This is a genomic window from Rhizobium sp. GN54, assembly GCF_021026345.1.
GTDB lineage: Bacteria > Pseudomonadota > Alphaproteobacteria > Rhizobiales > Rhizobiaceae > Mycoplana.
Map to the genome: position 1 here is coordinate 45582 of NZ_JAJNCZ010000007.1, position 12955 is coordinate 58536.

12 protein-coding genes are annotated in these 12955 nt (G+C 65.7%); 6 read left to right on the forward strand and 6 right to left on the reverse strand.

Annotated features, from left to right (window positions below):
- Positions 1–856 precede the first annotated feature (856 nt).
- Complete coding sequence (scpA, locus tag LQK81_RS18170; RefSeq protein ID WP_330166559.1) at positions 857–3061, forward strand: methylmalonyl-CoA mutase; 2205 nt, start codon at positions 857–859, stop codon at positions 3059–3061.
- A gap of 114 nt (positions 3062–3175) precedes the next feature.
- Here the strand turns inward: scpA and LQK81_RS18175 are convergent, their stop codons facing one another.
- Positions 3176–4735, reverse strand: a complete 1560-nt coding sequence (locus LQK81_RS18175) for a D-aminopeptidase (RefSeq protein ID WP_230807791.1) — start codon at positions 4733–4735, stop codon at positions 3176–3178.
- 233 nt (positions 4736–4968) lie between these two features.
- On the opposite strand from LQK81_RS18175, the gene LQK81_RS18180 reads away from it, so the two are divergent.
- Complete coding sequence (locus LQK81_RS18180) at positions 4969–5460, forward strand: acyl-CoA thioesterase (RefSeq protein ID WP_230807792.1); 492 nt, start codon at positions 4969–4971, stop codon at positions 5458–5460.
- A gap of 44 nt (positions 5461–5504) precedes the next feature.
- On the opposite strand, the gene LQK81_RS18185 is transcribed toward LQK81_RS18180, so the two are convergent.
- The 3 genes from LQK81_RS18185 to LQK81_RS18195 form a co-directional block, all read right to left on the reverse strand.
- Positions 5505–6254, reverse strand: coding sequence for a DUF2161 domain-containing phosphodiesterase (locus LQK81_RS18185; protein WP_230807793.1), 750 nt, complete (start codon positions 6252–6254; stop codon positions 5505–5507).
- Positions 6247–8079, reverse strand: coding sequence for a translation elongation factor 4 (gene lepA, locus LQK81_RS18190; protein ID WP_230807794.1), 1833 nt, complete (start codon positions 8077–8079; stop codon positions 6247–6249). The genes LQK81_RS18185 and lepA overlap by 8 nt, the downstream gene beginning before the upstream one ends.
- 91 nt (positions 8080–8170) lie before the next feature.
- The gene (locus tag LQK81_RS18195) at positions 8171–8770 is read right to left on the reverse strand and encodes a GNAT family N-acetyltransferase (protein WP_230807795.1); all 600 of its coding nucleotides are present in this window, start codon (positions 8768–8770) and stop codon (positions 8171–8173) included.
- Positions 8771–8890: 120 nt separating this feature from the next.
- Between LQK81_RS18195 and LQK81_RS18200 the strand changes: the two genes are divergently transcribed.
- From LQK81_RS18200 to LQK81_RS18215, 4 genes are all read left to right on the forward strand, one after another.
- A complete protein-coding gene (locus LQK81_RS18200) occupies positions 8891–9292 on the forward strand; it encodes a ketosteroid isomerase-related protein (protein WP_230807796.1) in 402 nt (133 codons plus the stop codon).
- 75 nt (positions 9293–9367) lie between these two features.
- Positions 9368–9946, forward strand: coding sequence for a helix-turn-helix domain-containing protein (locus LQK81_RS18205; RefSeq protein ID WP_230807797.1), 579 nt, complete (start codon positions 9368–9370; stop codon positions 9944–9946).
- Positions 9947–9956: 10 nt separating this feature from the next.
- A complete protein-coding gene (locus LQK81_RS18210; RefSeq protein ID WP_230807798.1) occupies positions 9957–10493 on the forward strand; it encodes a GNAT family N-acetyltransferase in 537 nt (178 codons plus the stop codon).
- Between the two features lie 158 nt (positions 10494–10651).
- Complete coding sequence (locus tag LQK81_RS18215) at positions 10652–10882, forward strand: hypothetical protein (protein WP_230807799.1); 231 nt, start codon at positions 10652–10654, stop codon at positions 10880–10882.
- A 36-nt stretch (positions 10883–10918) separates the two neighbouring features.
- Here the strand turns inward: LQK81_RS18215 and fabI are convergent, their stop codons facing one another.
- A complete protein-coding gene (gene fabI, locus LQK81_RS18220) occupies positions 10919–11725 on the reverse strand; it encodes an enoyl-ACP reductase FabI (protein ID WP_230807800.1) in 807 nt (268 codons plus the stop codon).
- Positions 11726–11731: 6 nt separating this feature from the next.
- Positions 11732–12955, reverse strand: a complete 1224-nt coding sequence (fabB, locus tag LQK81_RS18225) for a beta-ketoacyl-ACP synthase I (RefSeq protein WP_230807801.1) — start codon at positions 12953–12955, stop codon at positions 11732–11734.

Below are 12955 nucleotides of genomic sequence, written 5' to 3' on the forward strand. Positions count from 1 at the left end.
CGATGCGGTTGGGGAATGGCGAAAGATTGTTTCGCAGCCTCGAGAGGTCGTCCGTCAATGAATGGCCCCTCACCCTAACCCTCTCCCCGCAGGCGGGGAGAGGGGACGCGGACCGGTCGGCCGGCGTCCGTGAACGCGAACAGGCATGCGGTACGTTTCCTTCTCCCCGCTTGCGGGGAGAAGGTCCCGGCAGGGGGATGAGGGGTCGACCGCCAGCATCCGAATCAAACGCAGCGAAAAATTTTCGCCCCGGTTCGTCCCCGTGCCCCCACCCCGGGCCTATACTGACGCCGTTCCGTCGCGGATACACCGGCAGGCGTGCCGGCGAGGCGGAGCCGGCGCGCGCATCGGGGATAAGACGCAAAGCCCCCATGCTCGGGTCCGCGGAAGAAGGTTTCACTCCGACTGGGGGAGGGAGCGGGATGCTTGTCGGACCGACATCCTGCTTTCCATCCCGGAGGGTGCACCGCAACCGCCCGTCGCGATCTTCGGACGCGGCCGGCTCCGGTTCGGCGCACAGGATGCGGGGCCGCACCGTGCGCGTTCGAGGGGCTTTGAACCCGGACGCACGGCGCAGGTGGAAGACGAAGCCCAAAGGCAGTCATGGCCCGGGCATCGTAAGCCTGAGTGCGTGCATGACACCCTTTCTCGAGGGGCACGCAACCGTTCCCACAAACCCCGCCGATCACGGACGAAGCCGAGGCCGCGGATATAAACCGCCGAACGGGGCGCTGAGAGGTGTCACTTTCATACCCCTATACGAGGCAGCTTTCAGCGCCCCGTCCGCAGTCCATATTGATCACCACGGCGCTTTCGGGCGCGCGTGAACGCGATCGCGTATTCAGGAGGAAAACCCGTGTCAGACGAAAGCTCGAAGGCGCAAGGGCCAGGCAACGGAAGCGGCGAGACGCGCGGCCGTGAACACGCGCATGAACGCAGCCGTGAGCAATGGAAGGCGCTGGCCGAGCGCGAACTGAAGGCTTCGCCCGAGACGATCACCTGGCAGACGCCGGAAGGCATCGCCGTCAAGCCGCTCTATACGGCCGACGACCTTGAGGGCATCGATCATCTCGACAGCATGCCGGGCCTCGCGCCCTTCGTGCGCGGACCGCGCGCCACCATGTATGCCGGCCGGCCCTGGACGATCCGGCAATATGCCGGCTTCTCGACGGCGGAGGAATCCAACGCCTTCTACCGCAAGAACCTTGCGGCGGGCCAGAAGGGCCTGTCCGTCGCCTTCGACCTTGCCACCCACCGCGGCTATGACAGCGACCATCCGCGCGTTCTCGGCGACGTCGGCAAGGCGGGTGTTGCGATCGATTCGGTCGAGGACATGAAGATCCTGTTCGACGGCATTCCGCTGGACGAGATGTCGGTGTCGATGACAATGAACGGCGCGGTGATCCCGATTCTCGCGAGCTTCATCGTCGCCGGCGAGGAACAGGGCGTGCCCCGCGCAGCGCTTTCCGGGACCATCCAGAACGACATTCTCAAGGAGTTCATGGTCCGCAACACCTATATCTACCCGCCGGAACCGTCGATGCGGATCGTCGCCGACATCATCGCCTACACGGCGAAGGAGATGCCGAAGTTCAACTCGATTTCCATTTCCGGCTACCACATGCAGGAGGCGGGGGCCACGCTGGTGCAGGAGCTGGCATTCACGCTGGCTGACGGGCGCGAATATGTGCGGGCAGCCCTGGCCAAGGGGCTGAATGTCGACGATTTCGCCGGCCGCCTCTCCTTCTTCTTCGCCATCGGCATGAACTTCTTCATGGAGGCGGCGAAGCTGCGTGCGGCAAGGCTCTTGTGGACGCGAATCATGGAGGAGTTCGAGCCGAAGAAGGCCTCCTCGCTGATGCTGCGCACGCACTGCCAGACCTCCGGCGTGTCGCTCCAGGAGCAGGACCCCTACAACAACATCGTCCGCACCGCCTTCGAGGCGATGTCGGCCGCACTCGGCGGCACCCAGTCCCTGCATACCAACTCCTTCGACGAGGCGATCGCTCTGCCGACGGAATTTTCCGCCCGCATCGCCCGCAACACCCAGCTGATCCTGCAGCACGAGACGGGCGTGACGAAGGTGGTCGATCCGCTGGCGGGCTCCTACTACGTGGAAAGCCTGACGAACGAGCTGGCCGAAAAAGCCTGGGCGCTGATCGAGGAGGTCGAGGCGCTCGGCGGCATGACGAAGGCGGTTGCCGAGGGCCTGCCGAAGCGGATGATCGAGGAAGCGGCGGCGCGGCGGCAGGCGGCGGTCGACAAGGGCGAAGAGGTGATCGTCGGCGTCAACCGGTACCGACTGGAGAACGAGGAGCCAATCGACATCCTGCAGATCGACAACAGCGCGGTGCGGGCCGCCCAGATCCGGCGGATCGAGGAGACGAAGCGGCGGCGCGACGGCGCGCGGGTTCGCGCCGCGCTCGAGGCGCTGGCCGCGGTCGCCCGGACGGGCCAGGGGAACCTGCTGGCAGCAGCGGTCGAGGCCGCGCGCGAGCGCGCGACCGTCGGCGAGATCTCGGATGCGATGCGCCAGGCCTTCGGCGACCACGAAGCCACGCCCGAGGTCATCAGGGACGTCTATGGTGACGCCTATCGCGACGAACCGGAGCTCGCCGTCCTGAAGTCGCGCATGTCCGGCATTGCCGAAAGGCTCGGCCGCCCGCCGAAGATCATGGTCGCCAAGCTCGGCCAGGACGGGCACGACCGGGGCGCCAAGGTGATCGCGTCGGCCTTCGGCGACATCGGCTTCGACGTGCTCGCCGGGCCGCTGTTCCAGACGCCGGAGGAAGCCGCCGCGATGGCGCTGTCGGAGGCGGTCAACGTGATCGGCGTGTCCTCGCTGGCCGCCGGCCACAAGACGCTGCTGCCGCAACTCGTCGAAGACCTGAAGCGGGGTGGCGGCGAGGTGATCGTCGTCTGCGGCGGCGTCATTCCGCGGCAGGACTACCAGTTCCTGCAGGACCATGGTGTAGCGGCGGTCTTCGGTCCCGGTACCAACGTCATCGAGGCGGCGAATTCCGTGCTGGACCTTCTGGAAGGGCGGCGACGGAACATCTGAGGCGTGGATGGGACGGCGCGTTGTGCCTGGATCATCGGCCTTGCGGCACATGCCCCGGCGTTCCACGGCGCGCACCCGCCACGAGCGCAGACACCGCCTGCTTCAGCGATTTCCTTAGCCGGCTTTCGAATACGCGATCTTGCGGGCCAGCCAGCAGCCGAGGGTAAGCCCGCTCACCGCGCCCGCATCGTCGCGGTGCACGAGGATGGTCCAGTCGCCGGGTGCGGGCGCATCCATCGAGCGCCGGCAGGAGAGCCGCCAGACGTCCTCGCCGACCGGATGGACCGGATGCATCGCGCCCTTGCCGAGAAAGCCCTCGAAGGCGCCGAACCAGGCGCCGCCGGCGGAGACGATCTCGAAGGCGGCATCCAGTTCCGCCGAGACGTAGCGGCCGGCGATATCGTCGCGCAGGCCGGGCCGGATGCGGGTTGCGACGGCAACGAGGTTCTCACCGGGGCGCTCCATGCGCACCGCATCGCCCTCGCGCGTCATCGTCATCGTCGACGAGCGGGCGATGCCGTCCGCACCGTGCGAAAGGGTTTCGGCCGAGGTCGCAAAGCGCACCCTCAGCCCGTCATGCACGGTGGAGATGCGCAGCAGCAGGCCGGTCGACGGCTCCAGGTAGCTGCCAGCCCAGTCCGGCGCCGGTCTCGTCTTCTCGACCGGCGCTTCCGGGCGGCCGAGAGCGGCGCGCAACACCACGTTCGCCGCGGCGTGGGCGTCGGCCTCATGGTTGAACATGACCACGACGGAGAGACGCTCGGCCGCGGCATGCAGGCGCCTGGCGCGGAAGCCGCGCAGGGCGCCGCCGTGGCCGGTCACGGCGATCCCGTCGACCGTCTCGCGGGCGAGGCCGAAGCCGTAGCGGGATGCTCTGCCATCGGAAAACGGCTGCGGCACGGATATCCGGTTGTAGAGCCCATCCGGGTCGTCGCGACTGCGGTCGATAAAGGTCTCCCAGGCGAGCATATCGTCCAGCGAGGCGGCAATACCGGCATCGCCGGACCAGTGGATGCGGTTGACGGCGGGGAAATGGCCGAGGTTCGCATTGCCCTCGTAGCCGACGACGCCGTTCAACGGCTCGGCGGTATCGGCGGCGAGGATTGCCGTCTCCATGCCGGCCGGGGCGAACAGGCGCTCGCGATAGGCTTCCGCCAGGGATTTGCCGGCCGCCTCTTCGACGAGGTCGCCGAGGATGCGGAAATTGCCGTTGGAATAGGAATAGCAGCTGCCGGGTTCGAAATGGGTCTGGTGCATGCGCGAGAACAGCCCGGCCGCATCGCTGCCGGCGAAGACGCCGTCGGCGAGCGCCCCGTGCAGCACCGTCAACGCCCAGTAGTCGCGCAGGCCCGACTGGTTGGCGCAGAGCTCCGCCACCGTCGGCAGCCTGCCTTCGAGGTTCGGCAGGTGGCGGGCAAGGGCGCCGTCGAGCGTCGCCGGATCGCCAGCGACATCGAGGAGGGCTGCGCAGGTGAACTGCTTGCTGATCGAGCAAATCGGCAACAGCGTCTCCGCCGTCATCGGCAGGCGCCGGTCGAGATCGGCAAAGCCCCAGGCATGGCGCACGATCACCTCGCCGTCGACAACGACGCCGACGACACCGCCCGGCCCGGGAAAGCGGTCCGGCAGCGACTGGACGGCGGCCTTCAGGGCGGCGGGATCGATCTTCGTCATGAGAGGTGACTTCCGGGGCGGAGGGCAAGACAAGGCACGAGCGGCCGAACGCCGCCGGCGGACCGTATCGCGCCGGGCTGGCGCAGGCAACAGCGACCGGCGGCTCACGACGACACCGGCAACGTGCGCCGTCGCTCGCTGGCGGCGCCGCTCCGCAGGTTCTTTTCCTTGCGGAGCGCTGCCGACAGGCTTATGGGCTCTTCCTGCCCGTCCGTACGTCGAAAGGACCGCCCATGGATCGCGCCCATGACCCCAGCCAGCTCGAAATGGTGGTTCTGATGACGCCGGACATGGCGAATTTTTCCGGCAAGGTGCACGGCGGCGCGTTGCTGAACCTGCTCGACCGCGTCGCCTATTCCTGCGCCTCGCGCTTCTCCCAGCAATATGCGGTGACGCTCTCGGTCGACCAGGTGGTGTTCCGCCAGCCGATCCATGTCGGCGAACTCGTCACCTTCCGCGCCTCGGTCAACTATGCCGGGCGCACCTCGATGGAGATCGGCATCCGGGTCGAGGCCGAGAACATCCGCACCGGCGAGCGCCGCCACACCAATTCCTGCTATTTCACCATGGTCGCCGTCGATGTCGACGGCAAGCCGACCGTGGTGCCACAACTCTCGCTCGACACGGAGACCAAGCAGCGCCGGGCAAAGGCCGCCGAGGGCCGCCGGGCGCTGCGGCAGGAATTCGAGATGCGGCACCGGGAGATGCGGGAGGGAACGGAGTGATCTGGCACAACCTGCAACGAACCACGGCAGTTCCGTAAGTTCGCCTATCGCCCCGAGGCGTTGGCAGAGACATCTTTTTCAACGGGATCGGCCATCTCTGGCTGCGGCCATCGCCGTAGCGCTTCGTGACCGGCATCCGTCAGGCCGTAGACGCCTCTGTCGAGCCGCTCAAACCAACCATACACGTTCGAAAGCAAGATCTTCCCTGCTTCTGGTATGCCGGTTCTCACATCGCGAACACGCGATGGTCCCGCAGCCAGAGCTGCCGCACATCCGAGCGCCTGCTGGCGATAGGCCGTCATTACGGGTGCGCGCGTGCTGCCGCCAAGTGCGGGATCGCCGCGCCGGTTCCGGTGTTCGCGCATGAGCTTCGAACGCCGTTTCGGATTGGTCCGCGGCATTGGTGATACGGAGCCGACGATGACGCTGACTTCGCCGGCGTCGGAAATGCCAAGCATGCCAATGCCGAGCCTGCGGCAGAGGTCGCGGTAGCGCTTGTCGGCCTCCCGCCCTCTGCCCTTGGCCGAGATCCTGGCGGCGATCCAAACCTCGTCTGAAATGGCAGCCCGGTCGACGGCCTGCAGGATGAGTTCCAGATTGAAGGTCAATTTCAGTTCGCAGATCACCACAACGGGGGGATCGTTATCACTGAGACCGACAAGATCGCAGCCGCCAACTTCGCCCTTGACGGCGTAGCCTGCCTTTTCGAGGAAGCCTTTTACAGGCAGATAAAGTGAAGTCTCGCCGACAAGCGGGCCCGCGACCGGGGAAGGACCTTGCGGCCCCTCACTCATCTCCCATCTTCAGCGCCGCGATGAAGGCTTCCTGCGGGATCTCGACCTTGCCGAACTGGCGCATGCGCTTCTTGCCTTCCTTCTGCTTTTCCAGAAGCTTGCGCTTGCGGGTGGCGTCGCCGCCGTAACACTTGGCGGTCACGTCCTTGCGCAGCGCGCGGACCGTCTCGCGGGCGATGATGCGGCCGCCGATCGCTGCCTGGATCGGGATCTGGAACATGTGCTGCGGGATCAGGTCCTTCAGCTTCTCGCACATGACGCGGCCGCGTTTCTCGGCGGCGGAGCGGTGGACGAGCATGGAGAGCGCATCGACCGGCTCGGCATTGACGAGGATCGACATCTTGACGAGGTCGCTCTCGCGGTAGCCGAAGAGGTTGTAGTCGAACGAGGCGTAGCCCTTGGAGATCGACTTCAGCCGGTCGTAGAAATCGAAGACCACTTCGTTGAGCGGCAGCTCATAAGTCAGCATCGCGCGGTTGCCGACATAGGTCAGCTCGGTCTGGATGCCGCGGCGGTCCTGGCAGAGCTTGAGGATGCCGCCGAGATACTCGTCGGGGGTGAGGATCGTCGCCTTGATCCAGGGTTCGCGGAACTCGGCGATCTTGACCACGTCCGGCATGTCGGCCGGGTTGTGCAGTTCCTTCTCGGTGCCGTCGGTCATCGTCAGCTGGTAGACGACCGAGGGCGCCGTTGCGATCAGGTCGAGATCGAACTCGCGGGACAGGCGCTCCTGGATGATTTCGAGATGCAGGAGGCCGAGGAAGCCGCAGCGGAAGCCGAAGCCGAGGGCGGCCGAGCTTTCCATTTCGAAGGAGAACGAGGCGTCGTTCAGGCGCAGCTTGCCCATGGCCGAACGCAGTTCCTCGAAGTCGGCGGCATCGACCGGGAACAGGCCACAGAAGACCACCGGCTGGGCCGGCTTGAAGCCCGGCAGGGCTTCGGCGGTCGGGCGCTTGTCTTCGGTGATCGTGTCGCCGACGCGGGTGTCGGCCACCTCCTTGATGGAGGCGGTGATGAAGCCGATCTCGCCGGGGCCGAGTGAATCCATCGCCACCATCTTCGGGGTGAGCACGCCGACGCGCTCGACCGAATACTTGGCGCCGGTTCCCATCATGCGGATGGTCTGGCCCTTGGTGAGGCGGCCGTCGATGATGCGCACCAGCACCATGACGCCGAGATAGGTGTCGTACCAGCTGTCGACCAGGAGCGCCTTCAGCGGCGCGCTCTCGCCGCCCGGGCTTTTCGGGGCCGGCAGCTTCTCGACGATCGCTTCCAGCACATCGGGAATGCCGAGGCCGGTCTTGGCGGAGATCAGCACGGCCTCGGAGGCGTCGATGCCGATCACTTCCTCGATCTGGTCCTTGATGCGGTCGGGCTCGGCCGCCGGCAGGTCGATCTTGTTGAGGACGGTGACGAGCTCGTGGTTGTTGTCGATCGCCTGGTAGACGTTGGCGAGCGTCTGGGCTTCCACTCCCTGGCTGGCATCGACGACCAGCAGCGAGCCCTCGCAGGCGGACAGCGACCGCGAGACTTCGTAGGCGAAGTCGACGTGGCCGGGCGTGTCGATCAGGTTCAGCACATAGGTCTGGCCGTCCTTGGCCTTGTAGTGCAGGCGCACTGTCTGGGCCTTGATGGTGATGCCGCGCTCGCGCTCGATCTCCATGTTGTCGAGCACCTGCTCGGACATCTCGCGATCCGCGAGGCCACCCGTCGACTGGATCAGCCGGTCGGCCAGCGTCGACTTGCCGTGGTCGATATGGGCCACGATCGAGAAGTTGCGGATATGGTCAAGGGGCGTCGACGAATTGGTGCTCATGGGCGCCATATAGCAGTGCGCCTTGCGGCCGCAAAGCGGTAATTAACCGGCCGTTCTCCCTATTTTCAGGCCGTTGCGTTCCGGCGAAGGCGGGCCGGGATCAACCTGCCGCCGCAAGGTCGCGGATCCAGAAGGACAGCGGCTTTTCGCTTTCCTCCGTCTCGTCGAGATCGCGCCAGGTGAAGGTGGTGCGCAGTTCGGGATGATGGCGGTAGCCGCGGTTTTGCCAGAAGCGATCGAGCGGGGCGTATCCGGCCGGGCGGCGCGGATGGTCGGCAGGCCGCTCCACGGCGCAGAACGTGCAGAAAGCCAGCCCGAGCCTGCGGGCCTGCGCCTCGCGCCCCTCGAAGAACTTCACGCCGATACCGCGGCCGCGATAGGCGGGAAGCAGCACGCTTTCACCGAAATAGAAGTAGTCGCCCGGATCGCGACCGGCGGCGAGGAAGGGCGCCCTGACCTCGTCCGTCTCGGCCGCCATCGGCATGCCGGTCGCCGCCCCGACGACACGGCCACCGTCGAGAGCCAGCACGAAGACCGAGCCTTCAGATCCTGCATAGGTGGCCAGGTATTTTCGCTCATAGGCAGGATCGCCGTCATAGAGGTAGGGGAAATCCCGGAAGACGGTGATCCGCAGCCGGGCGAGGTCGTCGACATAGGGTGCGGCATCGGCGCCCGAAAACGATCGGATTTCAAGGGTCATTGCATCGTCACTTCAGGTTATCCGGGACCATTCCCCAGCCATGGCATTTGCAGGTGGCGATTGCTTGGTTATACCGGCAGGGTTCCATTCCACAAGCATGCTTCATCGAGGGAGACATCCATGAAAGCCGCCGAGATCATCCGCGCCTATTACGACGCCTTCAACCGCCAGGACATGGATGCCTTCCTGGCCCTGCTCGACGAGGACGTCGCCCACGACATCAACCAGGGCGAGCGGCAGACCGGCAAGGCGGCCTTTGCCCGGTTCATGGAGCACATGAACCGCTGCTACAGGGAAAGGCTGACGGAGATCGTCGTCATGGCGAGCGAGGACGGCAGCCGCGGGGCGGCGGAATTCGTCGTCAACGGCGAATATCTTGCGACCGACGAGGGCCTGCCGGAAGCGAAGGGCCAGACCTATACCCTGCCGGCCGGCGCGTTCTTTGCGTTGAAGGATGGTAAGATTAGCCGGGTAACGAACTACTACAGCCTGAACGACTGGATCGCCCAGGTTCAGGGCTGACGTCTTCCCTGTTCCGTTTCCGGGGGGCGACGGATCGACTTGACTCCATTATTGTAGAATAATAGATCTACAATAATGGAAAATGGCGAAACACACATCGACGCGACGATTGCCGAGCGCCTGCGGGCGCTCCGCAACGGCAGAAACCTGACCCTCGACGAACTCGCGGGCCGTTCCGGCGTCAGCCGGGCGATGATCTCGCGCATCGAGCGCGGCGAGGCGAGCCCGACGGCGCAGTTGCTGTCGCGGCTCTGCGCAGCACTCGACGTGACACTATCGGCCTTCTTTGCCCCCGAGGGAGAAGAGGCGAGCCCGCTGTCCCGCCATGCCGACCAGCCGGTCTGGCGCGATCCGGAGACCGGATACGAGCGCCGGGCCGTTTCCCCGCCGGCAACGGCGTCGCGCGTGGACGTGATCTACGTCACCTTCCCGCCCGGCGCCCGCATCGCCTATCCGCCGGAGACCGCGAAAGAGGGCATGACCCAGCATGTCTGGCTTTTTTCCGGCGCGCTCGAGATGACGGTCGCCGGCGTCAACCACCGGCTGGAACCGGGCGACTGCCTCTACATGAGCATCACCGAAGGACACGTCTTCCACAATCCGGGCCCGGCCGTGGCGCACTATGCCGTCGTGCTCGACTGTGGCCGCAACTGAAGAGGGAAACATGGACGGGATCAGGATTCTGGGACACGAGGAAGCAACGGCGCGGATCGACGAGCTTGCCGAGGTGCTCGTGGACTGCGTGATGGGCGGCGCCTCCGTGGGCTTCATGGCGCCCTATGGCCGCGACGACGCATATGCCTTCTGGCAGGGCGTAATCGTGGCGGTGGCGGACGGTTCGACGCTACTCTTCTGCGCCGAACGCAACGGGCGCATCGCCGGCACCGTGCAGGTCGGCATGCGGCAGATGCCGAACCAGGGCCACCGCGCCGACATCAAGAAGCTGCTGGTGAAGGAAAGCGAGCGCGGCCGCGGCCTCGCCCGGCGGCTGATGGCTGCGGCCGAAGGCGCGGCCGCTGCAGGCGGCAAGACGGTGCTGGTGCTCGACACGGCGACCGGCAGCCCGGCGGAGAGCGTCTATCGCAGGCTCGGCTGGCATTGGGTCGGCGTCATCCCCGACTACGCCCTCTACCCCGACGGCAGCTTCTGCAGCACGACGCTGTTCTACAAGCGGGTCGGCCCGGGCGCCGTGGCGGCCTGACCTACTGAGAGGACGATTGCGCGAGACGGACTTGCGCGACCGCCTTGCAGGGCCGGGCTTGCAGGGGCGCGTCACACCGTCCCATGGTTGCAATTGTGATTGCAAATGGACCGTTTCAGGTCCACCATCCGCCCGCATCCCAACCAGGAGAGCGTGCGATGGTTTTCGGACCTTCAAGGCCGCCCATCACCGAAGATGTGGCGGACGTCATCGCCAGGGAGGTGAAGGAGAGCGAGGGGCATACCCCGCCCTCCGAGACACCGATCGCCTTCATCCGGCGCAAGATCGATCCGACCGCCGCCGTCGACATGCACCCGCGCGTGCGCCGCGTGCTGCACGGCATTGCGCTTGCGATGCTGGTGCTGGTCGTCGTGCTGCTGTTGCGCTGACGCCGCCGCTCCTACGAGAAAGCCGCAGGCTGCCCGCTATTCGCTGTCGGCGCGGGAGAGCGTCTCCAGAGCCGGCATCGAGGTGATGTTATAGCCGGAATCGACGTAGTGGATCTCACCGGTCACGCCGCTCGACAGGTCCGACAGGAGGTACATGGCCGAATTGCCGACGTCGTCGATGGTGACGGTGCGGCGCAGCGGCGAATTCTTCTGCTGCCAGGACAGCATGGCGCGGGCATCAGCAATGCCGGCACCGGCCAGCGTGCGGATCGGTCCGGCGGAAATCGCATTGACGCGGATGCCGCGCGGGCCGTAGTCGGCAGCCAGATAGCGCACCGACGCCTCCAGCGCCGCCTTGGCGACGCCCATGACATTGTAGTTCGGCATCACCCGGACCGAGCCGCCATAGGTCAGCGTCAGCATCGTGCCGCCCTCGCCCATCAGATCGGCCGCGCGTCTCGCGATCTCGGTGAAGGAGAAGCAGGAAATGACCATGGTGCGGGTGAAATTGTCGCGCGAGGTATCGGCGTAGAGGCCCTTCAGCTCATTCTTGTCGGAAAAACCGATGGCATGGACGATGAAGTCGAGCCGGCCCCAGCGCTCCTTGATATCGGCGACGACCGCATCCACCGAGACGACGTCCTCGACGTCACACTGGAGCAGGTATTCAGAACCGAGTTCGGCCGCGAGCGGCTTGACGCGCTTGCCCAGCGCCTCGCCCTGATAGGTGAAGCAGAGTTCGGCCCCCTGTCCGGCCAGCGCCTTCGCAATCCCCCAGGCGATGGAATGATTGTTCGCGACCCCCATGATCAGGCCGCGTTTTCCCTTCATGATCCCCGTCATTGTCCGTTATCCGTTGTAGCGCTGGAAGACGAGTGTCGCGTTCGTCCCGCCGAAGCCGAAAGAGTTGGAGAGCGCGATGTCGATCTTCGCGTCGTCGATGCGCTTGCGCACGATCGGCATGCCGTCGAATTCCGGATCGAGTTCGGCGATATGCGCGCTCTCGCCGATGAAGCCGGCCTGCATCATCAGGAGGCTGTAGATCGATTCCTGCACGCCGGCGGCACCCAGCGAATGGCCCGTCAGCGACTTGGTCGACTGGATGTGCGGGATACGATCGCCGAAGACTTCGCGGATCGCGCCGATCTCCTTGCTGTCGCCGACCGGCGTCGAGGTGCCGTGGGTGTTGATGTAGTCGACGTCGCCCTTCACGGTGGCAAGCGCCTGGCGCATGCAGCGCACGGCGCCTTCGCCGGAGGGGGCGACCATGTCATAGCCGTCCGAGGTCGCGCCGTAGCCTGTGATCTCGGCATAGATCTTGGCGCCGCGCGCCTTGGCGTGTTCGAGTTCTTCCAGCACCAGCACGCCGGCGCCGCCGGCGATGACGAAGCCGTCGCGGTTGAGGTCATAGGCGCGCGAGGCGGTGTCGGGCGTATCGTTGAACTTCGACGACATGGCGCCCATGGCGTCGAAGAGGTTCGACATCGACCAGTCGAGATCCTCGTGGCCGCCGGCGAACATCACGTCCTGCTTGCCCCACTGGATCATCTCGGCCGCATTGCCGATGCAATGGGCGGACGTCGAGCAGGCCGAGGAGATCGAATAGTTGACGCCATGGATCTTGAACCAGGTGGCAAGCGTCGCCGAAGCCGTGGACGACATCGCCTTCGGCACGGCGAAGGGGCCGATGCGCTTGGGGCTGCCGTTCTTCAGCGTGATGTCGGACGCCTCGACGATCGTGCGCGTGGACGGGCCGCCCGAGCCCATGATGATGCCGACGCGCTCGTTGGCGCCGTAGTCCTTTTCCTCCAGCCCGGAATCGGCGATCGCCTGCTTCATGGCGACGTGGTTCCAGGCGCCGCCCTGCGACAGGAAGCGCATGGCGCGGCGATCCACCAGGTCGGTCGTGTCGATGTTCGGCGCGCCCCAGACCTGGCACTTGAAGCCGTGCTCGGCAAAATCCTTGGAAAAGCTGATGCCGGAACGGGCGTCGCGCAGCGACGACGTCACCTCCTCCGCATTGTTGCCGATGGAAGAAACGATACCAAGACCTGTGACAACTACCCGTCTCAT

Excerpts from the sequence above, each read along its gene's own strand:
- fabI (WP_230807800.1), bottom strand. The coding sequence starts at position 11,725 with ATGACGGGGATCATGAAGGGAAAACGCGGCCTGATCATGGGGGTCGCG.
- LQK81_RS18210 (WP_230807798.1), top strand. The coding sequence starts at position 9,957 with ATGGACGGGATCAGGATTCTGGGACACGAGGAAGCAACGGCGCGGATC.
- LQK81_RS18175 (WP_230807791.1), bottom strand. The coding sequence starts at position 4,735 with ATGACGAAGATCGATCCCGCCGCCCTGAAGGCCGCCGTCCAGTCGCTG.
- LQK81_RS18215 (WP_230807799.1), top strand. The coding sequence starts at position 10,652 with ATGGTTTTCGGACCTTCAAGGCCGCCCATCACCGAAGATGTGGCGGAC.
- LQK81_RS18205 (WP_230807797.1), top strand. The coding sequence starts at position 9,368 with ATGGAAAATGGCGAAACACACATCGACGCGACGATTGCCGAGCGCCTG.
- LQK81_RS18200 (WP_230807796.1), top strand. The coding sequence starts at position 8,891 with ATGAAAGCCGCCGAGATCATCCGCGCCTATTACGACGCCTTCAACCGC.
- lepA (WP_230807794.1), bottom strand. The coding sequence starts at position 8,079 with ATGGCGCCCATGAGCACCAATTCGTCGACGCCCCTTGACCATATCCGC.
- LQK81_RS18195 (WP_230807795.1), bottom strand. The coding sequence starts at position 8,770 with ATGACCCTTGAAATCCGATCGTTTTCGGGCGCCGATGCCGCACCCTAT.
- LQK81_RS18180 (WP_230807792.1), top strand. The coding sequence starts at position 4,969 with ATGGATCGCGCCCATGACCCCAGCCAGCTCGAAATGGTGGTTCTGATG.
- fabB (WP_230807801.1), bottom strand. The coding sequence starts at position 12,955 with ATGAGACGGGTAGTTGTCACAGGTCTTGGTATCGTTTCTTCCATCGGC.
- LQK81_RS18185 (WP_230807793.1), bottom strand. The coding sequence starts at position 6,254 with ATGAGTGAGGGGCCGCAAGGTCCTTCCCCGGTCGCGGGCCCGCTTGTC.